Raw genomic sequence first — 22,407 nt, 5'->3', positions numbered from 1 at the left:
GACGACGCCGCCCGCCGGGCGGCGTCAGGACCGGGTGAGGACGACGAGCTGCCTGGTCGCACGGGTCATCGCGACGTAGCGGTCGACCGCTCCCGCGACGCCCTCGCCGAACGCCTCCGGGTCGACGAGGACGACCAGGTCGAACTCCAGCCCCTTCGACAGCTCCGGCGTCAGCGACCGGACGCGGGGCGTCGGCACGAACGTCGGATCGCCGATGACGCAGGCGGTCCCCTCGGCGTGCTCGGCGAGCCAGCCGTCGAGGATCGGGTCGAGCTCCGCCACGGACCCGTGCACGACCGGGATGCCGCTGCTGCGGACGGACGTCGGCACGTTGGCGTCGGGGAGCGCGGCGCGGACGGCCGGCTCGGCCTCCGCCATGACCTCCGACGGCGTCCGGTAGTTGACGCTGAGGGAGGCCACCTCGATCCGGTCGAGTCCGACCCGTTCGAGCCGCTCCTGCCACGACTCGGTGAAGCCGTGCCTCGCCTGGGCGCGGTCCCCGACGATGGTGAAGCTCCGGGACGGGCAGCGCAGCAGCAGCATCTGCCACTCCGCGTCGGTCAGCTCCTGCGCCTCGTCCACGACGACGTGCGCGAACGGGCCGGCGAGGGGCTCCGGGTCCCGGCCGGGCAGCGCGGACTCGTCGACGAGGCTGGCCTGGAGGTCCTGTCCGCGCAGCATGGTCAGCGCGTTCTCGCCGTCCTCGTCGGCCTGGACGAGGTGGTCGATGACGTCGGCCATGCGGGCGCGCTCGGCCGCGACGTAGGCCTTCTGCCGGCGCTTGTGCCGTGCCGCCTCCGGGTCGCCGAGCCGCTGCCGCGCCGCGTCCAGGAGCGGCAGGTCGGAGACCGTCCAGGCCTGGGCGTCCTTGCGCCGGAGCTTGAGGACGTCGTCGCGGTCGAGCCAGGGGGCGCACATCCGCAGGTAGGCGGGCACCGTCCAGAGGTCCCCGACGAGGTCGGCCGCTTCGAGCAGCGGCCACGCGCGGTGGACGGTGGTGACCAGCTCCCGGTCCTGCATCACCGACCGGCGGAACTGGTCGGGCGGGACGTCCTCGCCGTCGTGCTTGTCCGTCAGGATGGAGAGCAGCTCGTCCCAGATCTGCTCGCGGGCCTCGTTGTGCGGCGTGCCCGGCTCCGGCGCGTCGAAGGCCTCGGCCCAGTCGTCGGCGGTCAGCCGGATCTCGGACCAGTGCGTCGTCACCGTCAGGGCCTCGGTCGGCGGTTCCTCGTAGAACCTGACGGCCTTCTCGATGGCCTTCACCAGGCCCGCGGACGACTTCAGCCGGGCCACCTCCGGGTCGCTCTCGACCGCCGCGGTGGCTCCCTCGGTGACGAGGTCGCGCAGGGTGCAGGTCTGCACGCCCTCCTCGCCGAGGCTGGGGAGGACGTCGGCGACGTAGGCCAGGTAGGGCTCGTGCGGGCCGACGAACAGGACGCCGCCCCGCCGGTGGCCGAGGCGGGGGTCGGCGTAGAGGAGGTAGGCCGAGCGGTGCAGGGCGACGACGGTCTTCCCGGTCCCCGGCCCGCCGTCGACGACGAGGGCGCCGCGGGACCCGGCCCGGACGATGGCGTCCTGGTCGGCCTGGATGGTGGCGAGCACGTCCCGCATCCGGCTCGACCGGTTGCCGCCCAGGCTGGCGATGAAGGCGGACTGGTCGTCGAGTGCGGCGTGTCCTTCGAGCCCGTCGGTGGTGAACACCTCGTCCCAGTAGTCGCTGATCCGGCCCTTGGTCCAGCGGTACCTGCGGCGGCTCGCCAGCCCCATCGGGTTGGCGTGGGTCGCCGCGAAGAACGGTTCGGCGGCGGGGGAGCGCCAGTCGATCAGCAGCCGGCGGCCCGTGCTGTCGGTGAGGCCGAGCCGCCCGACGTACAGGGGCTCGGAGTCGTCCGCGCCGACGATGTGGCCGAGGCACAGGTCCAGGCCGAAGCGGCGCAGGGTGCGCAGGCGGTCGGTCAGCCGGTGGACCTCGATGTCCCGGTCCATCGCCTCCCGGCCGATTCCGCCGGGCGCCCGGCGGACGGTGTCGAGGTTGTCGGACAGTTCCGCGATGGCCTGTTCGAGGCTGACCCCGATGTCCTCGAAGTGCTGCTCGTCGCGGCCGATGAGCGCCGGGTCGGCCTTGGCGGCCAGGCGGTCGGGGAGGTCGAAGGCGCTGATGGTCAGGGGGTTCATGTCAGCGGCTCCGATCCGGGGTCGCTCCGGCGGGGACCGGCGACCCGCAGGGCCGCGCCCCGGTCACCCGCTGCCGGGGCGTACGGCCCGCCCCCGGTTCGACGGCGTCGCACGACCTGTAGACCGACAAAAGCACACGCACTAGGTGAATCTCCCAATCCCCGCTGGTTATGGCCTTGCCGAGCGATTCTGCGGCATGACGGGGGCCTTGCCGCAAGCCCCCCGGTCCGCTATAGGTTAAGAGTGGCGAGGGACGACCGTTTCCCTCGCCTTTCGTGCTTCCCGGGCGCGGCCGGGTTCTCAGGCGCGGCCGGCGGCGAGTCCGACCTGCTCCAGTGCCGCCGTGAAGCCCGTGTGCCAGCCCTCGGGCGACGCACCGGGGGACGGGGCGGGGGCGGGCCGTTCGAGCGCGGCGAGGGCGCAGCGGACCACGTCGGCGGGGCGGGCCGAGGTGACGTCGGCGTGGCCGAGTTCCAGTTCGTGCTGGAGGTTGTCCCGGCCGTGGCCCTGGACGACGTCCAGCAGCAGGAGCCGGCGGCCCAGTGCGCGGGCCTCGCTGCAGGTGTCACCGGAGCTGGTCACCACCAGGTCGGCGGCGGCCATCAGGGCCGGGATCCGGTCGGTGTGGCCGAAGACGTGCAGGCGCGGGCGCCGGCCGGCGGCGTGGCGCAGGCGGTCCTCCAGCTCGGCGTTGCGGCCGGCCACGGCGAGCACGTGCGGCCCGGCGTCGGCGAGCGCGGGGGCGGTCCGGGCGAGCGGGCCGAGCCCCCAGGCGCCGGACATCAGCAGGACGCACCGCGCACCCGGCGGCACCCCGAACGCGGCGCGGGCCTCGGCGCGGGACGGCGGGCGGTAGAACGGTCCGCGCAGCGGCGCGGGCAGAACGGTGACCGGTGCCTCCGGCCGGTACCGGCGGACCGCGGCCGCGGCGACCTCCGAGGTGACCAGGAAGCGGTCGGTGCCGTCCTGGACCCAGAGCCGGTGCGGCGTGACGTCCGTGCAGAGCACCAGGTGGCGGAAGCCGGGGGCGTCGCGGTCCGCCCGCAGCCGGTTGACGGCCGAGGTCGCCGTGGCGAAGACCGACACCACCAGCTCCGGCGGCTGCTCGGCGACCAGCGCGCGCAGCGCCGGTACGAGCCGGGACCGCGCCGCGGCGTCGGCGAGCAGGGCGATCCGCGCGCCGGGGCGCAGCGCGGAGAAGTGGAACGCGTCGTAGACGCCGGGCAGGTCGAGCAGCCGGCGGAAGACCGCCTCGCCGGCGGCGCCCGCGCGCTGCCCGAGCAGGGCCATCGCGTCGACCGTGCGGGTGGTCCAGCCGCCGGCCTCCAGGGTGTCCGCGCAGGCCCGGGCCATCACGTCGTGGCCCTGGCCGAGGGAGCCCGACACCAGCAGCGCGTGCGGCACCGCGCGTCCCGCCTCAGGCGCCGCTGCGCGGGCCGGGGCCGGGAGGGGTGCCCGGTGCGGAGGTTTCGGCCCGGTACCAGTCCGCGTACCGCTGCACGCCGTCGGTGAAGTTGGTCCGCGGGGACCAGCCCAGCAGCCGCTTGGCCTGCGCCGCAGAGATGCGGCGCCCGGCGTAGTCGGCGGTCCGCGCCTCGATGTGCTCGACGGTGACCGGCCCGAGCAGCTGGTCGACCGTGTCGGCGATTTCCCGGACCGAGATCGCCGTGGAGCCCTCCAGGGCGAAGGTCTGGTCCTCGGCCTCGGGGGAGAGTGCGCGGACGTGGGCCTCGGCGAGGTCCTCGACGTAGACGAAGTTGCGGCCCTGCCTGCCGTCCCCGGCGATGGTGATCGGCCGCCCGGCGAGCGCGGCCTGCACGAACCGGGCGACGACCAGCTCGTCGCGCATGCGGGGCCCGTACGGGATGCCGTACCGGAGGATGGTGAAGTGCCGCCCGTACAGCTCGCGGTAGCTGTGCACGAGCATCTCGGCGGCCAGCTTGGTCGCGACGTACAGGTGCCCGCAGTGGTCGAGCTCGATCGGCACGTGCTCGTCGAGTTCCTGTTCGGAGCTGTCCATCCGGTCGTCGGTGAGGGCGGCGCCGTAGACCCAGACGGTGCTCGCCAGGACCGTCCGGCTGAGGCCGCTGCGGCGGGCCGCCTCCAGGACGGTCGCGGTCCCGTCGATGTTGGCCCGCACGGCGCCGACCGGGTCGGCGGCGACCCGCTCGACGTCGGCCTGCGCGGCCAGGTGGAAGACCACCTCGCAGCCGTCCAGCGCGTCGGTCAGGGCGGGCAGGTCGAGGACGTCGATGCCGGCGTGGTCGGCGTCGGGGTTGGGGTACCTGTCGGTGGTGTCGACCGCGAGCACCTCGTGCCCGGCGGCCAGGAGCCGGTCCACCACGTGTGAGCCGATGAATCCGCATCCTCCGGTGACGGCTACGCGCACGGTTCTGTCTCCTTGTCCTGGCTCTTGTCCTGGCGCGGTCCCGGCCCTGCGGGTCCGGGCGTCATCCCGCGAGCCGGCGGTGGACGGCCGAGACCGCCTCGATCACCAGGTCGGTCTCGTCCTCGGTCATGTCGGAGTGCACCGGCAGGCAGACCTGCCGGGCGCAGACGTCCTCGGCGACCGGCAGCGCGGCCCGCCGGTACGGGGCCAGCACCGGTTGCAGGTGCAGCGGCAGGTCGTAGACCTCGCCGGAGAGCCGTACGTCGTACTCCTCGGCGACGGCCCGCTTGAAGGCGGCCCGGTCGATGCCGGGCGGCAGCAGCGCGACGTACTTGTAGTAGTTGCCGCGGCACCCGGCCGGTTCGGTGACCGGCCGCAGGCCGTCCGGCCCGGCGAACGCGGCGTCGTACCGCTGGGCGACCCGGCGCCTGGTCTCCACGAACTCCTTGAGCCGGCGCAGGTGCACCGTGCCGACGGCGGCGTTCAGCTCGCTCATCCGCCAGGACGCGCCGAGCCGGACGTGGTGGTTGGTGGTGAACGAGCCCTTGCCCTGGTCGCGGTGGATGCGGGCCTCGTCGCGCAGTTCGGCGGACTCGGTGAGGATCATGCCCCCCTCGCCGCTGGTCGTGACCTTGGTCGGGTAGAACGAGAACGCGCCGGCCAGGCCGAAGGTGCCGGCGGCTCGCCCCTGGAAGCTGCTGCCGTGCGCGTGGGCGGCGTCCTCGACCAGCGGGATGCCCCGCGCGTCGCAGATCGCGCGCAGCGCGTCCACCTCGGGGGTGATCAGCCCGCCGATGTGGACGAGGACGACGGCCGCGGTGTCGGGGGTGAGCGCGGCCTCCAGCGCGGCGGGGCCGAGCGCGAGGGTGGCCGGGTCGACGTCGGCGAAGACCGGTCGGCCGCCGGCGTGCAGTACGGCGCCGGCCGTCGCGTAGAAGGTGACGGCCGGGACGACCACGTCGCGGTCGCGGACGTCCACGGTGCGCAGGACCACCTCCAGCGCGGCGGTGCCGCTGGCGACGGCCACCGCGTGCGGGGCGCCGTGCTCGGCGGCGAAGGACTGCTCGAAGCGTTCGGTCCAGGGACCGAGGGTGAGCGCGCCGGTGGCGAGCATGTCGTCGACCGCGTCCGCGACGGCTGCGCGGTCGTTCTCGTCGAACACGATGCGAGCGGCGGGAACGCCCATGGGCCACCTCCGGCAGCAGGATGAGCACGTCATCGACCTGGTCTGGTCTGGTCTGGTCCGGGCCGTCCGGTCGGCGGCCGGCCAGGCACATCACGCTACTTCGCCGGCCCGGCCCCGGCCCGTTGTCGCCCCCGCCCGGGTGACGGCACGGCCGGGCGCCGGGCGGGGCCGGTGGCGCGGGAGCGGCGCGGGGCCGTGTGCGGGGGTGCGTACGGGGGCGGTGCGGCGTCGCGGGAGCCCCGGCCTCAGGTCGGAGACGCCCGGGCCGCCGTGCCGGCCTCGCACTACGCCGTCCGGGTCGGGCTGATGCGTCCGCAGTAGTCCGGAATGCCTGCGCAGGGGCGACGACGACGAGACGCCCTCCACCGGAGGATTGGCCGTGTTCCGGGCGCCCCGGCCCGCCGGCCGGGCCGGTCGCCCCCGGACGAGCACCTGACGAGAAGCCCCGCACAGGACGACACCCGCCCGGGACCCGGTCCCGGCCGGTACGGCGCCCGTCCGGGACCCGCCCGCACGCCACCCCGAAGGAGTCCGCTCACCCGTGGCCACATTCCTCTACCGCCTGGGCCGATGGTCCTTCCTCCGGCGCCGCCTGGTGACCCTGCTGTGGGTCGCCCTGCTGGCCGCCGTGGGAGTGCTGGCCACCAAGGCCCCGGCCGCCCCGGACGACGGCTTCTCCATGCCCGGCACCGAGGCGCAGAAGGCCTTCGACCTCATGGACGAGCGCTTCCCCGGCGCCGCGGCCGAGGGTGCCTCGGCCCGGATCGTCTTCGTGGCGCCGTCCGGGCAGAAGATCACCGCCGCCCCCAACCAGCAGGCGGTCGAGCGGACGGTCGCCGAACTCGCCGGCACCGAGCAGGTCACCGGCGCGGTCGGCCCGTTCCAGGCCGGTGCGGTCTCCAAGGACGGCACCACCGCCTACGCGACGATCAGCTACAGCGAGAAGCCGGGGAAGGTCGCCGAGACCGCCACCGACCGGCTGGAACAGGCCGCCCAGCACGGGCGCGACGCCGGGCTCACGGTCGACGTCGGCGGCACCGCGCTGATGCCCGGCCCCGAGGCGGGCGGCTCCACCGAGGCCATCGGCATGGCGATGTCCGCGGTCGTCCTGGTGATCACCTTCGGCTCGCTCCTCGCCGCCGGACTGCCGCTGCTCACCGCCCTGGTCGGGGTCGGGCTCGGGATAGCCCTGATCACCGCGCTCGGCAGCACGCTCGGCCTCTCCACCACCACCAGCACGCTCGCGATGATGCTCGGCCTCGCGGTCGGCATCGACTACGCGGTCTTCATCGTCTCCCGCTACCGGGCGGAGCTCCTGGAGGGCCACGAGCCGGAGGAGGCCGCCGGCCGGGCGGTCGGCACGGCCGGGTCCGCCGTGGTCTTCGCCGGACTCACCGTGGTGATCGCGCTCGCCGGGCTCTCCGTGGTCGGCATCCCGATCCTCGCCAAGATGGGCATGGCGGCGGCCGGCACCGTCGTGATCGCCGTCCTGGTCGCACTCGTCCTCGTCCCGGCGCTGCTCGGCTTCCTCGGCCGTCGGGTGCTGTCCAGGAAGGACCGCGCCGGCTCCCGTCCGGGCGCGCGCCCCGGCTCGCGCTTCGGTGCCCGCTCCCGCTCCCGGGGCCGCCGCGCGGCCGGCGCCGAAGGACCGGACACGGTCCACGGACCCGGCGCCGCCGGGCCGCGCGACAACGGCGGCACCCGCTGGGCCCGCTACGTGCTGCGCCGCCCGGTCGCCGTCCTGGTCGGCGCGGTGGTCGGCCTGGGCATCCTGGCGGTGCCCGCGCTGGACCTGCGGCTGGGCCTGCCGGGCGACGAGGCCAAGCCCACCTCCACCACCCAGCGGCGTGCCTACGACCACCTCTCCGCCGGCTTCGGCCCGGGCTTCAACGGCCCGCTGACCCTGCTGGTCGACGTCAAGGGCGCGCCCGACCCCAAGGCCGCGGCCGAGCAGGTCGGCAAGACCGTCGCCGCCCTGCCGGGCCTGGTCAGCGTCTCGCCGCCGGTGTTCAACAAGGCCGGTGACACGGCCCTGGTCAACGCCGTGCCGGCCACCGGCCCGAGCGCCGCCGAGACCACCGCCCTGGTCAACGACATCCGGGACCGGGCCCCCGACCTGAAGGCCGCCACCGGCGCGACCGTCCTGGTCAGCGGACCCACCGCGATGAACATCGACGTCTCGCAGAAGCTCACCGACGCGCTGGTGCCCTACCTCGCGGTCGTGGTCGGCCTCGCCGTCCTGCTCCTCCTGGTCGTCTTCCGCTCGGTGCTCGTCCCGGTCAAGGCCGCGCTCGGGTTCCTGCTCTCGGTGGCCGCCGCGCTCGGCGCCGTCGTGGCGGTCTTCCAGTGGGGCTGGCTCGCCGAGCTGATCGGGGTCGAGCAGACCGGCCCGGTGATGAGCATGATGCCGATCTTCATGGTCGGTGTGGTCTTCGGCCTGGCCATGGACTACGAGGTGTTCCTGGTCACCCGGATCCGGGAGGCCTACGTCCACGGTGAGGAGCCCGGCCAGGCCGTGGTCACCGGCTTCCGCCACAACGCCCGGGTGGTGACCGCCGCCGCGCTCATCATGATCAGCGTCTTCGCCGGATTCATCGGCATGGACGAGTCGATGATCAAGATGATGGGCTTCGGCCTGGCCGCCGCCGTCGCCTTCGACGCCTTCGTGGTCCGGATGGCGATCGTGCCGGCCGCCCTCGCCCTGCTCGGCCGCCGGGCCTGGTGGCTGCCGCGCCCGCTGGAGCGGATCCTGCCCGACATCGACGTCGAGGGAGCCCGGCTCCAGAGCCCGCCGCCGGTCCCGCGCTCCGGGTCCTGGCCCGAGCCCGGGGGCGAGGCCGGGGACGACAGCGGTGCCGGGGACGACAGCGGTGCCGGGCAGGGCCGGCACTCCGTGCGGGTCTAGCGCGTCCGTCCCGTCCGTCGCGTCGGCCCCGTCGTGGGGCCCCCGGCCGGCCGGGGGGCCCTCCGCGGCCGGCCCCCCGGCGGCCCCCGGCCCCGGGGGCGCCCCCGCCGGACCCGGGGGGGGCGGGCACCCCCCCGGGGGGGCGGGGCGCCCCGGGGGGGCCCCGGGGGGTGGGGGGGGCCCCCGCCGGGGCCGCGTCCCGGGCCGTCCGGGGCGCTCCGGACGGCCCGGGACGGCCCGGGTGTCACCGGTCTCACAGGCGGGAGGCCGCCCCGGCCTCCGTTCCGACGGCCCGACCGGTCAAACTGGTACGAACCACGCCGTCGAACCGCGCCACCGAAACCGCCACGCCCGCCCCACCCGACGCAACCGCCCCACCCGCCCCACCGCCTCCGCGCGACGTACCGAACTGGCACCCCCGGCCGGGGGAGCCGCCAGGGCACCCCCGGACCTGGAGATGCGAGCATGACCGACACCTGGCTGCGCCGGGCCCGCCGCTACCCCCGCCTGCTCGACGCGCTGCTCACGCTCGGGCTGCTCGTCGTCACCGCCGGGTCGACCATGACCGACCGCTTCGGCAACCACCTGGAGCCCGATCCGGCCGCCCTCACCCTGGCCGTCCTCTCCAGCGCCGCCGTCCTCGCCCACCGGCGCCGCCCCTGGGCGGTCCTCGCGGCGACCCTCGTCGGCGGCCTGGCGATCTGCTTCACCGTGGTCCAGCTCACCCCTGGCCTGATCGCCCCGCTCGTGGCCGCGCTGTACTTCGTCGCGGTGCACACCGACCGCACCACCGCCCGGATCGCCACCGGCGTGGTGGTCGTGCTGGTCACCATCGTCACCGCGATCAACGAGCCCGACGGGCCGATCGGGGCCAAGATCGGCGTCGTCTCCTGGATCCTGCTGCCCGGCGCCCTCGGCGACTCCGTCCGCAACCGCCGCGCCCACCTCGCCGCCATCGAGGAACGCGCCGAACGCGCCGAACGCACCCGCGAGGAGGAGGCCCGCCGCCGGGTCGCCGACGAGCGGATCCGGATCGCCCGCGACCTGCACGACGTGGTCGCCCACCACATCGCCCTCGCCAACGCGCAGGCCGGCATCGCCGTCCACCTCCTCGACCGGCACCCCGCCCAGGCCCGCGAGATGCTCAGCCACCTCACCGACGCCACCGGCTCCGCGCTGCGCGAGCTCAAGGCCACGGTCGGACTGCTGCGCCGCGCCGACGACCCCGAGGCCCCGCTCGAACCCGCCCCCGGCCTCGGCCGGCTGCCCGATCTGCTCGACTCCTTCGAACGCGCCGGCCTGCCGGTCCGGCTCACCGTCGAGGGCGAGCCGCAGCCGCTCTCCCCGGGCGTCGACCTGACCGCCTACCGGATCCTCCAGGAGTCCCTGACCAACGTGGCCAAACACGCCACCGGCACCGCCGCCGCCGTCACCCTGACGTACACGGGCAGCCGGGTCCTGGTCGCCGTCGCCAACGACCGGCCCGCCGCCCGCCCCCGCCCCACCGGGCCGGCCGGCTACGGCCTGATCGGCTTGCGGGAGCGCGCCTCCGCCGTCGGCGGCCGGCTCACCGCCGACCACCGCCCCGGCGGCGGCTTCCTGGTCTCCGCCGAACTGCCCCTGCGCACCGCCGCCGCCCGAGAGGACAAGGATCCCCGATGACCATTCGCGTGCTGCTCGCCGACGACCAGGCGCTCCTGCGCGGAGCCTTCCGCGTGCTGATCGACGCCGAGGACGACATGGAGGTGGTCGGTGAGGCCGCCGACGGCCGGGAGGCGGTCGAGCTGGCCAGGTCCACCCGCCCCGACGTCGTCCTGATGGACATCCGGATGCCCGGCGTCGACGGGCTCTCCGCCACCGCCGCGATCTGCGGCGACCCGGACCTCGCGGGCACCCGCGTGCTCATCCTCACCACCTTCGAGATCGACGAGTACGTCGCCCAGGCCCTGCGCGCCGGGGCCGGCGGCTTCCTCGGCAAGGACGCCGAACCGACGGAGCTGCTCGGCGCCCTGCGCCGGGTCGCGGCCGGCGACCCGCTGCTCTCCGCCGCCGCCACCCGCGCCGTGATCGAGCAGCTCCTCGCGCACCCCGACCCGGCCCGCGCCCCCGCGGGCGTGCCCGAGCGCCTCGCCGCCCTGACCGCCCGCGAGCGCGAGGTGATGGCGATGGCCGCCACCGGTCTCACCAACGAGGAGATCGCGGCCCGGATGTTCGTCAGCCCCTTCACCGTCCGCACCCACGTCCACCGGGCGATGTCCAAGGTGGAGGCCCGCGACCGGGCCCAACTCGTCGCCCTCGCCTACCAGTCCGGCCTCGTGCAGAGCCCCCGCCAGGCCCCCTGACACCACCCGGGCGGCCCGGGCCGGCGCCGCCGGGCGTCCCGCCGGGCCGGTCGCCGCGTGCGCGGGTGTTCGCCGAACACCGCTGAAGGGCACGGGTGTTCGAGCCGCCGCCGCCGACGTGCAGTGGTCCGTCCGGCGGGTCGGGTCGTCGTTCGCAAAGGGTCGGCCCCGGGCCGGGGCGCCGGCCCTCGGCACCTTCGTTCCGGGGGGCGTACGTATGCGGAAGGGGCGCGTACCGCCGGGAACGCAACTACTCGTCGAGGTCGGTGCGGTGTGCGCGGGGCCTCGCGCCCCAGCGTGCCGGGCCCGGGGCCGCGCTCTGCCGTCCGAGGTAACAGGATGTTTACCGGATCGGCACGATCCGTGCTCGGTATGCGCTTTTGCCTTCCCCATACCCGTGTTTTACTTCGTCTTGACGCGGCATCAGGTCACCGGGGGGACACCGAGGGTCATCGACGCGCGGCTGTTCGGCGCGCCGTGCCACGGCCCGTACCCGTCCGTCCACCGGAGACGTCTGGTTCCGACGTGCCTGCCCGTCCACCGCCCCTCCCGGCCGAGGCCGAGGGGGTCACCGAAGGAGGCATCCACCCTCATGGAACCGCTCATCGACAGGGCCCGGGCGTTCCCGCAGCGTGCGGGAGACACCGGCCGGGAGCTCACCGGCCTCGCGGCCGGCCAGACCCCGCAGGCCCTCTTCATCACCTGCTCCGACTCGCGCGTGGTCCCCACGCTGATCACCAACGCGGACCCCGGCGACCTCTTCGAGCTCCGCACCGCCGGCAACATCGTCCCGGTCTACCGGGCCGACGGCTCCTCGGGCGAGACCGCCACCATCGAGTACGCGGTCGAAGTGCTCGGCGTCCGCGACATCGTCGTCTGCGGGCACTCGCACTGCGGCGCGGTCGGAGCCGTGGTCCGCGGCGAGGACCTCAGCGTGGTGCCCGCCGTCCGCGCCTGGCTGCGCCACGCCGACCACGAGGTGCTCCGCGCGGACGAGGCCGACGTGTTCGACCCGACCGTGGCCGGGCCGGTACAGCGCCACGTCCTCACCCAGCTCGACCGGCTGCGCGGCTACCCCGCCGTCGCCCGGCGGCTGGTCGAGGGCGAGATCAGACTCCACGGCTGGTTCTACGAGATCCACACCGGCCTGGTGCTCGCGCACCGGGCGGACGCCGGCCTCTTCCTCCCGCTTTGAGGCCGGTTCCGCGCGACGGCCCGCAGCAGGACCGTCCGCGTCCGCGCGGCCCGGGGCCCCGTGCTTCGTCTGCGCACCCCTCGCTCCCGCACCGCTCGCGGCCGTACGGCCCGCAGGGCCGTCGTCCGCACCGCCACCGTCCCCACACCACAACTCTCCCGAGGACCCGATGACTCGTCGTCCCGCCCTTCGGCTGAGCACTCTGCGCTCCGACTTCGCCGCTTCCCTCGTCGTCTTCCTGGTCGCCCTCCCGCTCTGCGTGGGCGTCGCCGTCGCCTCCGGGGTGCCGGCCGAACTGGGGCTGGTCACCGGCATCGTCGGTGGCCTGGTCACCGGGCTGATGCCCGGCAGCAGCCTCCAGGTGTCCGGCCCCGCCGCGGGCCTGACCGTGCTGGTGTTCGCCGCCGTCCAGGAACACGGCCTCGCGACCCTCGGTGTGATCACCGCGGTCGCCGGCCTCCTCCAGCTCGCCATGGGAGCGGCCCGCCTCGGCCGGCTGTTCCGGGCGATCTCCGTCTCGGTCGTCCAGGGCATGCTCGCCGGGATCGGCCTCGTCCTGATCGCCGGTCAGCTCTACGCGCTGGCCGACGCGAAGGGCCCCTCCGGCGGGCCCGCGAAGCTGGCCGGACTGCCGGGCCTGGTCGCCGACGTCGCCGGCAGCCCGCGCGGGCTCGCCGCCGCCGCGGTCGGCGCCGGAACGGTGGCGATCCTGCTGCTCTGGCCGCGGCTGCCCGCCAGGGTCCGGGTGGTCCCGGCGCCGCTCGTGGCCGTGGCCGCCGCCACGGCGGTCACCGCGCTGTTCGACCTCCCGGTCGCCCGGATCGAGGTGGCCGGCCTGGGCGGGGTGATCGACCTGCCCGGCGTCTCCGACCTCGCCGCGCTCGGCAGCCTCGGAGTGCTGGGCACGGCCTTCACGTTCGCGCTGATCGCCTCCGCCGAGAGCCTGTTCAGTGCGGCGGCCGTCGACCGTCTGCACGACGGCCCGCGCACCGACTACGATCGCGAGCTGCTCGCCCAGGGGGTCGGCAACACCCTCTGCGGCGTGCTGGGTGCGCTCCCGATGACGGCGGTGATCGTCCGCAGCGCCGCCAACGTCCAGGCCGGCGCCAGGACGAAGGCCTCCCGGGTGCTGCACGGGGTCTGGCTGCTGCTCTTCGCCGCGCTGATCCCCGCCGCGCTGTCGGCGATCCCGCTCGCCGCGCTGGCCGGGGTACTGGTGCACGCGGGCGCCAAGCTGGTGCCGGTCCGCTCCCTCCGCCCGCTCTGGCGGGCCGACCGCGGCGAGGCGGTGATCCTGGCCGTCACGGCCGTGGCGATCGTGGTCACCAACCTGCTGGAAGGGGTGCTGCTCGGCCTGCTCCTCGCGGTGCTGAAGAGCGCCTGGGACACCTCGCACCTCCAGGTGACGGTCGCCGACCTCTCCGACGGCGAGGAGATCCAGGTGGTGCTGCACGGCAACGCCACGTTCCTGCGGCTGCCGCGTCTGATGGAGACCCTGGAACGGCTGCCCGCGGGCCGCCCGGTCCGGCTCGACCTGTCCGGTGTGCGCCACCTCGACCACGCCTGTCGCAGCGCGCTGGAGCTCTGGCAGGAGCGCCACAACCGCAGTGGGTCGGCCGAGTTGGTGGGTCTCCCGGCTTCGGCCTGACGGAGTCCGACGGCGTCCGGCACGGCCCGACCCGGTCTGACGGGACGGCGGCGGGGGCGGGGACGGCCGGTGGTCCGGCCCGCCCGCCCCCGCCGCCCCGCCCGCGTCTCACTCCTCCACGCCGAGCGCGGCCAGCAGCTCACCGCGCAGCTCACCGCGGCCCTTCACGTGCCCGCCGCCCGCCGTACCGCCCGCCGTACCTGCCGACGGCCGCAGGTCGTGCGAGATCCGGCCGTCGGTCAGGACCAGGACCCGGTCGGCGAGCGCCAGCGCCTCGTCGATGTCGTGGGTGACGAGGAGCACGCACGGCCGGTACCGGGCGCAGAGCCGCCGCAGCAGGGCGTGCATCCGCAGCCGGGTGAGCGCGTCCAGGGCGCCGAACGGCTCGTCCAGCAGCAGGAGTTCGGGCTGCCGGACGAGGGCGCGGGCGAGCGCCGCCCGCTGGGCCTCGCCCCCGGACAGTACGGCCGGCCAGTCCCGCTCGCGGCCGGCCAGGCCGACCTCGGCGAGGACGGTCCGTCCGGTCTCCCCGGCGTCCGGACCGGTGAGACCGAGCACCACGTTCTCCAGGACGCGTTCCCAGGGCAGCAGCCGGGCGTCCTGGAACACCACCGAGACGCGCTCCGGGACGTCCGCCGTCCCGGAACCGGTCGCACCGGGGGTGTCGCCGCGGCCGGCGCCGCCGCGGCGACCGGCCCGGCGGCCGTCCTCGTACCCGTCCAGCCGGCCGAGGGCCCGCAGGAGGGTCGACTTCCCGGAGCCGCTGTGGCCGAGCAGCGCGGTGAACTCGCCGGGTGCGAGGTCGAGGTCGACGCCGTCCAGGACGGTCCGGCCGCCGAACGAGCGGGTGAGCCCGCGCAGCCGGACGGCGGGACCGTCCGTCGCGCCGACGGGGTCCGCACCGGTGAAGGTGTCGGCGGTCAGGCCAGGGTGCGGCGCCATGCCAGCGCCCTCCTTTCGAACAGGCGGACCAGGGTGTCCGAGAGCAGGCCGAGCAGGCCGTAGACGACCAGGCCGACCACGATGACGTCGGTGCGGCCGAAGGTGCGGGCCTGGGTCATCAGGTAGCCGATGCCGCTGGAGGCGTTGATCTGTTCGCTGACCACCAGCACCAGCCAGGAGATCGTGACCGACATCCGCAGCCCGGTGAAGAAGCCCGGTGCGGCCCCCGGCAGGGCGATCCGCCGCAGGAACCCGGCCGGCGTCAGGTCGACGGTCCGGGCCAGCTCCGCGTACCGGGGGTCCAGGCCGGTCAGCGCGGCGTGGGTGTTGAGGTAGACCGGGACGAGGGTGCCCAGGGCCACCAGGATCACCTTGACCTCCTCGCCGATGCCGAACCAGATGATGGCCAGGGGCACCAGCGCGAGGATCGGCAGGGAGCGGACCAGTTGCACCGTTCCGTCGATCAGCGCCTCGCCGATCCGGCTGAGCCCGGCGGCCAGCGCGAGCAGCAGTCCGGCGGCGACCCCGAAACCGAGGCCGAGGGCGGCCCGCCGGAGCGAGACCAGCAGGTGCTCCTGGAGCTCGCCGCTGCGGGCCAGGTCGCCGAAGGCGGCGGCGACGTCGGCCGGCGGGGCGAGGGTCTGCGGGTCGAGCAGCCCGGTGGCCGAGGCCACCCACCAGAGGGCGAGCAGCAGGACCGGTCCGAGGGCGCGCGCGAACGGGATCCGGCGGCGCGGGCGGCCCACCGGTCGGTGGGTGCGGCGGGGCCTGCCGGACCGGCCGGGGGCCCGGGGTCGGGCGGGAGCGGACGGGGTTGAGACGGTCACGATGGTCCTCTCGGGGGAGCGCCGGTCGTCGCTCAGCCGGCCAGGGCCTGGCGCTGGACGGCCTCGAAGCGGCGGTCGAACTCGCCCGACACGTCGAGCTTCCCGGGGAGCGCCCCGGCGGCCGTGAGCAGGTCGGCGATGGCCTGGTGGTCGGTGAGGGCCTGCTCGTAGGAGGGGAACGCGGCGGTGCCGGTGTTGCGGAAGATCTGGCTCCCGGTGGCGGCCGGGATGTTCTGCTTCCTCACGTAGTACTGCTCCACCCACTCCGCCTCGTTGGCGTTCTGCCAGGTCAGCGCCTTGGTCCAGCGGGCGGTCAGGTCGGCCAGCGCGGCAGCCCGCGCCGGGTCCTTGAGGGTCTTGCCGGGGGTGATGAGCAGCAGCAGGCCGCTGGTGAGGTCCTTGTCGTCGGTGATCTCGTGGGCGCCCTTCTCGGCGTTGGGCAGCAGGTACTTGGAGGCGAGCGGCTCGGTGAGCGCCGCCGCGTCGATCTGGCCGCTCTGCAGGGCGGCGGGGATGTCCAGGACCTGGAGGTTGACGAGGGTGACGTCGGTGGTCTTCAGCCCGGCGCGCTTGAGTGCGTTGAGGACGGCGGGCTGGAAGGTGGTGCCCTCGGTGTAGGCGATCTTCTTGCCCTTGAGTTCGGCGACGGTCCTGGCCGGGTTGCCGGGTGAGGTGACGAGGTGGACGGCGGAGCGGCTGGTCTGGGCGACGCCGACCACCTTGACGTCCTGTTGGGCGGCCTGGGCGAAGATGGCGGGCGTCTCGGCGACGATCCCGAGGTCGAGCGAGCCGGCCCGGAAGGCCTCCAGGATCGCCGGGCCGCCCTGGAAGGCGCTGTAGCCGAGCTTGTACGCGGTTCCCTGGTCCTGTCCGGAGGCCTTGAGCAGGACCTCCAACTGGGCGTTCTGGTCACCGATCCGCAGGTCGGTGCCGGCCGGGACGCTGGTCGGCAGCGGTTCCTGCGGGGCGGGCGCGGCGCCGGCGGCGGAGCCGGTGGTCCGACCGTTGGAGGCGCAGGCGGTCAGGGCGAGTGCGGCGACGGCGAGTGCGGCGGCGAGGCGACGGGGGCGGTGCATGGGTGGAACTCCTCTGTCAGTGCGATGGGTTGGCGCGGGTTCAGGCCGCGAAGCCTGGTGGTCCCGGACCGAGTAGCCGTACCGGGTGCCGCGGGCGGCGCCGCCGTCGGCGGGGAAGGCGGGCGAGACGGGGGCGGCGGGGGCGGCGTGGGCCGGCGGTTGGGCGGTGAGGACGAGCGGGGTGGAGGCGATCAGGGTCGCGGCGCGCGGGAGCAGCGGTCGGCGGCGGGGTGTCGGCGCCGGCATGGGGATCGGTCCTTCGGTGGGACGGGCCCCGGCCGGGTGCCCGTGGTCACGGGCGGGCGGCAGGCGGCGGGGACGGCGAGGACAGCGGTACGGGCGGCACCGGCGCCGCGGGCGGGTCGAGCGGCGGGCCGGCGAGGTCCCCGGGACATCGGGCGGGCGCCGGGCGGAGCGCGTCCAGCGCGCCCCGTACCGTTCCGCCGGCCGCCGCCAGCGCGGCCCGGGCGGCGGCGGGGGCCGCGTCGGCGAGCAGCACCACGAGGGCGGGCTTCAGTTCGCCGTCGGTGGCGGCCAGTGCGGACCGGCAGGCCTCCGGCCCGGCGCCGGAGGCCTGGGCCAGGAGCGTGAGCTTCCGTGCGGCGAGCTTCCGGTTCCCCGCGGCGACGTCCGTCATCAGGTTGGACCAGGTGCGGCCGAGACGGACCATCACCGCCGTCGAGAAGCCGTGCAGGACGAGCTTCTGTGCGGTGCCCGCCTTCATCCGGGTCGAACCGGTGATGACCTCGGGGCCCGACTCCACGCAGACGTGGAGGTCGGCGAAGTCGGCGAGCGGCGCCTCGGGGTCGGCGCTCACCAGCACCGTGAGCGCGCCGGCGGCGCGGGCCGCGTGCAGGGCGCCCGCCACGTACGGGGTCCGGCCGCTGGCGGCGAGGCCGAGCACGACGTCCCCGGCCGCCGCCTCCGCGAGCGCGGCCCGGCCGGCCTCCTCGCTGTCCTCGGCGCCCTCCGCGGCCCTGGTGAGCGCGGCCGGGCCGCCTGCCAGGTGGACCCGCACCCGGCCGGGCTCCAGCCCGTAGGTGGGCGGCAGTTCGGCCGCGTCCAGGGTGGCGTACCGGCCGGAGGAGCCGGCGCCGACGTAGTGCACGGTGCGGCCGGACCGCAGCGCGTCCACGGCGGCGTCCACGGCGCGGGCCAGGGCGGGCAGCGCGGTGGCCACGGCGGTGGGCACGGTGGCGTCCTCGGCGTTGATCAGCCGCAGGACGCCCAGCGCGTCCAGTCGGTCGATGCCGGTGCTGCGCGGGTTGCGCGCCTCGGTGGGCGGCAGGTGGTGCACGGGTGCTCCCGGGGTGGTGCGGGGACGGGGAAACGTGGGGACGGATCGGACGGAGGGGAGGTGGGACGCGCCTGACCGGGACGGGTCCGACCGGGGCGTGCCGGGTCGGGGCGGCTCTGCGTCGGGGCGGCTCTGCCCGGGGCGGGGTGGAGCCGGGCGGGGAGCGAGGTGCGGTCGGATCGAGGACCCGGGCGTTCCGGGCCGGCGCCGCTCAGGCGAGGGCGTCGGTGAGCGCGCGCCGCCCCGGTCCGTCCAGGCCCTCGCCGGGGAAGAGGCAGAGGTCCCCGCCCGCGGAGGCGTCGAGTGCGTGGTGCAGGGCCGCCCGGAACCCGGCGGTGGTGACCGGCGGACCCCAGTCGGCGCCCCGGGCGAGCGCGGCCGACGAGGTGGTCTGCACCATCGGCACCACGGCCGTCCCCGGCGAGCCGCCGGCCTCGGCCCGGACCGCCCGGGCGACCGCGCCGGCCGCCGCCCCGGCGCACCGCTCCGCCAGCCGCTCGCCGTGGACCGGGTCGGTCGGGACCAGGCCGGTGTACCACTCGCGTTGCTGCCACGGCCGTCCGTCGCCGGACACCGGCCGGAGGTCGGGTCGGCGGCGTTCGGCGGGTTCGGCGTGGTCGCTCAGGCAGGCCACGCTGCCGACCAGCCGGAGTCCGGCCGCGTGGCAGGCGGCGGACAGGGCGGGCGTGGCGGCGTCCGCCTTGGTGATCAGGGTGGTGAGGCCGGTGGCCGCCAGTCCGTCGAGCAGGCGCGCCCGGCCGTCCGGGTCGGCGGCGGCGAGCGTGCGGTCGAAGACGTACGCGCCGCGCAACGGCGGGGGTGCCGGGTCCGCCGGGGACGCCGCCGGCTCGGACGCGGGTGACGGCGCCGGTGACGGTGCGGGCGGTGACGGTGGGGCGGGCAGGGGGGCGGGCAGGGGTGCGGGGGGAACGGCCGGGGCAGGCACGGGTGATCCTCGGTGGGGCGGGTGCGTGGGCGCGCGGCGGCGGTGGGCCGGTGCGGCGCGGGGCGTCAGCGAAGCGGTGCGACGGCCGGACAGGCGGCGGTGGTGACGCGGCAGAAGTCCACGTGGGCCCGGGTGGTGAGGACGGCGGCACGGGACACGGCGCGGTCTCCTTCCCGGGTCGGTGATGGCACACTTCGGACGAACCCGAGGTTGACACCCGTCGGGATGTCGAGGATTCTCGCACAGAACTCTTCGAATGTGGAAGAGCAACATCGGTGGGCAACAGGATGTGGGAGGGATGTCGTGGACCGCACGTCGGCCCAGGCTCTGATCGTGCGACTGCGGGGCAGGCTGCCCTCCCTGTCGCCGGTGGAACGCGCGGTCGCCGAACGCGTGCTGGCCGACCCGGCCGCCGCAGCCGCCCTGAGCATCAGTCAACTGGCCGCCGCAGCAGGGGTGTCGGACACCTCGGTGACGCGGTTCTGCCGCACCCTCGGCCTGCGCGGCTACCCCGATCTTCGGCTCGCCCTCGCCGCCGCCCAGGTCGCGGCCGCGGACGAGTTCGCCGTCCGGGTCGGCGCCGACGGGGACGTCACCGCCGCCGACGACACCCGGACCGTGGTCGCCAAGGTGGCCCGCCTCAGCGCCCGGGCCGCCGAGGACACCGCCGCCCAACTCGACCTCGACGCCCTGGACGCGGTGGTCGACGCCCTGGCCTCGGCCCGCCGGATCGAGGTGTACGCGGCCGGGGCCGGGGCCGTGGTCGCCGCCGACCTCGAGTACAAGCTCCAGCACCTCGGCCTGGTCTGTGCCGCCCGCTCCGACGTCCACCGGGCCCTGATGGGCGCCGCCCACCTGACCCCCGCCGACGTCGCCGTCGGCATCTCCTACTCCGGCCGCACGCCCGAGGTCCTCGACCCGGTCACCGAGGCCGCCCGGCGCGGCGCCACCACCGTCGCCCTCACCAGCGACCCGGGCTCGCCGCTCGCCGCCGCCACCACCCGGGTCCTCACCTTCGCCGGCCGGGAGAGCGACCGCCGCACCGGTGCGACCGTCAGCCGGACCGCCCAACTCACCGTCGTGGACTGCCTCTACGTCCGCCTCGCCCAGTACCTCGACACCCGCGCCGCCGACGCCCTCGACCGCACCCGCCAGGCCGTCACCCGCGGCCGCACCCCGCAGCGCCACCATGCCTGACCACGGGAGTCCCGCCACCGCCCGGCGGCGGGGGCCCGCCTCCGCAGGCCGCGCCGAGGACACCTGGGTGGTGGGCGTCGACGTCGGCGGGTCCGGCCTCCGGGTGGCCGTCGCCCCCGCCGGGTGGCCCGCCGACCTCGCCGGGGCCCGGACGGCCGACGTGGCCGGGGCCGCCCGGGTGTCCGCGGCTGCCGCCGGGCAGGACGCCGACGCGCTGCTCGGCCGGCTGCTCCCCGCACTCGGCTCCCTCGCCGCCGGACTGCCGCCCGGGGCCGGGATCGGCGCGGTCGCCGTCGGCGCCACCGGAATGGCCCTGCTCGGCCGGGCGCTCGCGGCGCGGCTGCCCGGCCCGCTGGCCCGCGCCACCGGAGCCGAACGCCTGGTGCTGGCCGGGGACTCGGTCGCGGCGCACGTCGGCGCGCTCGGCACGGGCGCCGGGGTGACCGTGGCCGGCGGGACGGGCCTGGTCGCGATCGGCTACCGCGCGGAGACCGGCTGGCGGCGCGCCGACGGCTGGGGCCAGCTGCTCGGGGACTGCGGCAGCGGCGGCTGGCTGGGCCGCGAGGGCCTGGCGGCGGCCCTGCGCGCGTACGACGGGCGGACCGGCGGATCGCCCGCGCTGCTCGCGGCGGCCGAACGCCGCTACGGCCCGGCGCCCGGTCTCCCGGCGGCGCTCCAGCCGCGTCCGGACCGCGCCGCGCTGCTCGCCGCGTTCTCCCCCGACGTGGTGGCGGCGGCCGAGGAGGGCTGCCCGGTCGCCGGTGCGATCGTCCGGCGCGCGGGGGAGGAGATCGCCGCGAGCGCGACCGCCGCCGCCACCGCCGTCGGCCTCACGGACCCCCGGCTCGCCCTGACCGGCGGCCTCTTCCGTCTCGGGCCGGTCCGCCGGGCGGCCCTCGACGCGCTGGCCGCCCGGCTCCCCGCCGCCCGCCTCCGGGAGCCCGACGGCCCGCCCCTGCTCGGCGCCCTCCGGCTCGCGGCCTCGGCTGCCGCCGCGCCCGGCGGGCTGCCCTGGCCACTGGACCCGCCGCTGCTGGACCTCCTCGACCTGACCGCCTGACCTGACCGCCTCGACCTGACCGTCTGACCGGACCACCTGACCGCTCACCGGCAGTGATCCCGCCCCGGCGCCCGCACGGTCCGGCCCTCCGGCCCCGCCGGGCCTCACGCCTTGCGGGCCACCGCGCCGTACATGCTGACCCGGTCGGCCCCGGCCTCCGGCGTGCCCTCCGGCCGCCAGAGCGGCACGGTGACCACACCCGGGTCCAGGACCTCCAGCCCGTCGAGGAACGCCCCCACCTCCTCGCGGGTGCGGCCGACCAGCGGTGCGGTGGCCCTGTCGTAGACCCCGGTGACCCGGTCCCGCACCGCGGCGGGGATGAAGTCCGCCGTCCCGTGCGAGAGGACCAGGTGGCTGCCGGGGGCCAGGACGTCGAGCAGCGTGCGGACGGCGTCGTACGGCCGCTGGTGGTCCGGCACGAAGTGCAGGACGGCCGCCAGCACGAGGCCCACCGGGCGGTCGAAGTCGAGCAGCTTCTCGGCCTCGGTGGCGTCGAGGAGCTTCTCGGGCTCGCGCAGGTCGGCCTGGATCACCGTGGTCCGGCCGACGGCCGTGCCGCCCATCAGGGCCCGGGCGTGCGCGAGCACGATCGGGTCGTTGTCCACGTAGACGACCCGGGCGCCCGGGTCGACCGCCTGGGCGATCTGGTGGGTGTTGCCGGCGGTGGGGATGCCGGTGCCGATGTCGAGGAACTGGTCGATGCCCGCGGCGGCGACGCTGCGCACCGCCCTGGTGAGGAAGGCCCGGTTGGCGCGCGCGGTCGATCTGAACTCGGGGTTGGCCGCCAGGGCCCGTTCGGCGGCGGCCCGGTCGGAGGGGAAGTTGTCCTTGCCCCCGAGGTAGTAGTCGTACATCCGGGCCGGGTGCGGGATCTCCGGGCGCAGGTCGGCGGGGACACCGGGCTCGCCCGGTTCCCACATGCTGTCGTAGCCCACCACTGCCTCCGCACCTCCATGATCTGACGATCCGTCGGCGCACAGCGTAGGTGCTCGGGAGGCGCCCGGTGGGCGGATGGTCGGTTCACCCCCCGTTGTGAGAAATGGGCGCGTTGGTCCTCGTTCGGGGCTCCTGTGCGGTCGGGGGACGCGTTCGGAGCGGGGCCGGGGAGGGGGCTCGGAGCGGGCCGGGTCGGCCTCCCTCCGCGCTCCTGCTCCCGGCCGGGGGAGCAGGTCCCCGGCGGGCGGTCCGGGGCGCCCCGGAGCAGGATGGGAGGGTCCGGGGC

General features: G+C 76.0%; 17 protein-coding genes. 7 read left to right on the top strand and 10 right to left on the bottom strand.

Annotated features, from left to right (window positions below):
* Positions 1 to 24 precede the first annotated feature (24 nt).
* From helR to PUR56_RS34445, 4 genes are all read right to left on the bottom strand, one after another.
* Positions 25 to 2,175, bottom strand: coding sequence for an RNA polymerase recycling motor ATPase HelR (gene helR, locus PUR56_RS34460; RefSeq protein ID WP_329951836.1), 2,151 nt, complete (start codon positions 2,173 to 2,175; stop codon positions 25 to 27).
* A 300-nt stretch (positions 2,176 to 2,475) separates the two neighbouring features.
* Positions 2,476 to 3,579, bottom strand: a complete 1,104-nt coding sequence (locus tag PUR56_RS34455) for an MGDG synthase family glycosyltransferase (protein ID WP_329951835.1) — start codon at positions 3,577 to 3,579, stop codon at positions 2,476 to 2,478.
* Between the two features lie 13 nt (positions 3,580 to 3,592).
* A complete protein-coding gene (locus tag PUR56_RS34450) occupies positions 3,593 to 4,564 on the bottom strand; it encodes an NAD-dependent epimerase/dehydratase family protein (protein ID WP_329951834.1) in 972 nt (323 codons plus the stop codon).
* Positions 4,565 to 4,625: 61 nt separating this feature from the next.
* On the bottom strand, positions 4,626 to 5,750 hold the full coding sequence (locus PUR56_RS34445; protein ID WP_329951833.1) for a DegT/DnrJ/EryC1/StrS family aminotransferase: 1,125 nt from the start codon (positions 5,748 to 5,750) through the stop codon (positions 4,626 to 4,628).
* A gap of 541 nt (positions 5,751 to 6,291) precedes the next feature.
* On the opposite strand from PUR56_RS34445, the gene PUR56_RS34440 reads away from it, so the two are divergent.
* The 5 genes from PUR56_RS34440 to PUR56_RS34420 all read left to right on the top strand — a co-directional run bounded on the left by PUR56_RS34440 (position 6,292) and on the right by PUR56_RS34420 (position 13,840).
* The gene (locus tag PUR56_RS34440; RefSeq protein ID WP_329951832.1) at positions 6,292 to 8,655 is read left to right on the top strand and encodes an MMPL family transporter; all 2,364 of its coding nucleotides are present in this window, start codon (positions 6,292 to 6,294) and stop codon (positions 8,653 to 8,655) included.
* Positions 8,656 to 9,120: 465 nt separating this feature from the next.
* Entirely contained in the window at positions 9,121 to 10,317 is a 1,197-nt protein-coding gene (locus PUR56_RS34435; RefSeq protein WP_329951831.1) for a sensor histidine kinase, read from the top strand.
* Positions 10,314 to 10,997: a response regulator transcription factor gene (locus PUR56_RS34430; protein ID WP_329881203.1), complete on the top strand. Its 684-nt coding sequence runs from the start codon at positions 10,314 to 10,316 to the stop codon at positions 10,995 to 10,997. The genes PUR56_RS34435 and PUR56_RS34430 overlap by 4 nt, the downstream gene beginning before the upstream one ends.
* 592 nt (positions 10,998 to 11,589) lie before the next feature.
* Positions 11,590 to 12,192, top strand: a complete 603-nt coding sequence (locus PUR56_RS34425; protein WP_329881201.1) for a carbonic anhydrase — start codon at positions 11,590 to 11,592, stop codon at positions 12,190 to 12,192.
* A gap of 169 nt (positions 12,193 to 12,361) precedes the next feature.
* On the top strand, positions 12,362 to 13,840 hold the full coding sequence (locus PUR56_RS34420) for a SulP family inorganic anion transporter (RefSeq protein WP_329951830.1): 1,479 nt from the start codon (positions 12,362 to 12,364) through the stop codon (positions 13,838 to 13,840).
* A 108-nt stretch (positions 13,841 to 13,948) separates the two neighbouring features.
* On the opposite strand, the gene PUR56_RS34415 is transcribed toward PUR56_RS34420, so the two are convergent.
* The 5 genes from PUR56_RS34415 to PUR56_RS34395 all read right to left on the bottom strand — a co-directional run bounded on the left by PUR56_RS34415 (position 13,949) and on the right by PUR56_RS34395 (position 18,793).
* Entirely contained in the window at positions 13,949 to 14,782 is an 834-nt protein-coding gene (locus tag PUR56_RS34415; protein WP_329881199.1) for an ABC transporter ATP-binding protein, read from the bottom strand.
* Entirely contained in the window at positions 14,761 to 15,528 is a 768-nt protein-coding gene (locus PUR56_RS34410; protein WP_329951829.1) for an ABC transporter permease, read from the bottom strand. Before PUR56_RS34410 ends, PUR56_RS34415 begins: the two co-directional genes overlap by 22 nt.
* Before the next feature lie 113 nt (positions 15,529 to 15,641).
* On the bottom strand, positions 15,642 to 16,685 hold the full coding sequence (locus tag PUR56_RS34405) for an ABC transporter substrate-binding protein (RefSeq protein ID WP_329951828.1): 1,044 nt from the start codon (positions 16,683 to 16,685) through the stop codon (positions 15,642 to 15,644).
* A gap of 292 nt (positions 16,686 to 16,977) precedes the next feature.
* Entirely contained in the window at positions 16,978 to 17,982 is a 1,005-nt protein-coding gene (locus PUR56_RS34400; protein ID WP_329951827.1) for an N-acetylmuramic acid 6-phosphate etherase, read from the bottom strand.
* Between the two features lie 211 nt (positions 17,983 to 18,193).
* The gene (locus PUR56_RS34395) at positions 18,194 to 18,793 is read right to left on the bottom strand and encodes a hypothetical protein (protein WP_329951826.1); all 600 of its coding nucleotides are present in this window, start codon (positions 18,791 to 18,793) and stop codon (positions 18,194 to 18,196) included.
* Positions 18,794 to 19,231: 438 nt separating this feature from the next.
* On the opposite strand from PUR56_RS34395, the gene PUR56_RS34390 reads away from it, so the two are divergent.
* Complete coding sequence (locus tag PUR56_RS34390) at positions 19,232 to 20,125, top strand: MurR/RpiR family transcriptional regulator (protein WP_329881191.1); 894 nt, start codon at positions 19,232 to 19,234, stop codon at positions 20,123 to 20,125.
* Positions 20,118 to 21,185 carry a BadF/BadG/BcrA/BcrD ATPase family protein gene (locus tag PUR56_RS34385; RefSeq protein WP_329951825.1) on the top strand — a complete coding sequence of 356 codons (1,068 nt, stop codon included), beginning with the start codon at positions 20,118 to 20,120 and terminating at the stop codon, positions 21,183 to 21,185. Before PUR56_RS34390 ends, PUR56_RS34385 begins: the two co-directional genes overlap by 8 nt.
* Before the next feature lie 104 nt (positions 21,186 to 21,289).
* On the opposite strand, the gene PUR56_RS34380 is transcribed toward PUR56_RS34385, so the two are convergent.
* Positions 21,290 to 22,120 (bottom strand): SAM-dependent methyltransferase, encoded by an 831-nt coding sequence (locus PUR56_RS34380; protein WP_329951824.1) that lies wholly within the window; start codon positions 22,118 to 22,120, stop codon positions 21,290 to 21,292.
* Positions 22,121 to 22,407: the final 287 nt, after the last annotated feature.

The organism is Streptomyces sp. BE303, assembly GCF_036290945.1.
Classification (GTDB): Bacteria; Actinomycetota; Actinomycetes; order Streptomycetales; family Streptomycetaceae; genus Kitasatospora.
The sequence above is the reverse complement of the archived record's forward strand: the minus strand, read 5'-3'. Positions and strand labels throughout refer to the sequence as shown.

Excerpts from the sequence above, each read along its gene's own strand:
- helR (WP_329951836.1), bottom strand. The coding sequence starts at position 2,175 with ATGAACCCCCTGACCATCAGCGCCTTCGACCTCCCCGACCGCCTGGCC.
- PUR56_RS34445 (WP_329951833.1), bottom strand. The coding sequence starts at position 5,750 with ATGGGCGTTCCCGCCGCTCGCATCGTGTTCGACGAGAACGACCGCGCA.
- PUR56_RS34435 (WP_329951831.1), top strand. The coding sequence starts at position 9,121 with ATGACCGACACCTGGCTGCGCCGGGCCCGCCGCTACCCCCGCCTGCTC.
- PUR56_RS34430 (WP_329881203.1), top strand. The coding sequence starts at position 10,314 with ATGACCATTCGCGTGCTGCTCGCCGACGACCAGGCGCTCCTGCGCGGA.
- PUR56_RS34425 (WP_329881201.1), top strand. The coding sequence starts at position 11,590 with ATGGAACCGCTCATCGACAGGGCCCGGGCGTTCCCGCAGCGTGCGGGA.
- PUR56_RS34420 (WP_329951830.1), top strand. The coding sequence starts at position 12,362 with ATGACTCGTCGTCCCGCCCTTCGGCTGAGCACTCTGCGCTCCGACTTC.
- PUR56_RS34415 (WP_329881199.1), bottom strand. The coding sequence starts at position 14,782 with ATGGCGCCGCACCCTGGCCTGACCGCCGACACCTTCACCGGTGCGGAC.
- PUR56_RS34405 (WP_329951828.1), bottom strand. The coding sequence starts at position 16,685 with ATGCACCGCCCCCGTCGCCTCGCCGCCGCACTCGCCGTCGCCGCACTC.
- PUR56_RS34385 (WP_329951825.1), top strand. The coding sequence starts at position 20,118 with ATGCCTGACCACGGGAGTCCCGCCACCGCCCGGCGGCGGGGGCCCGCC.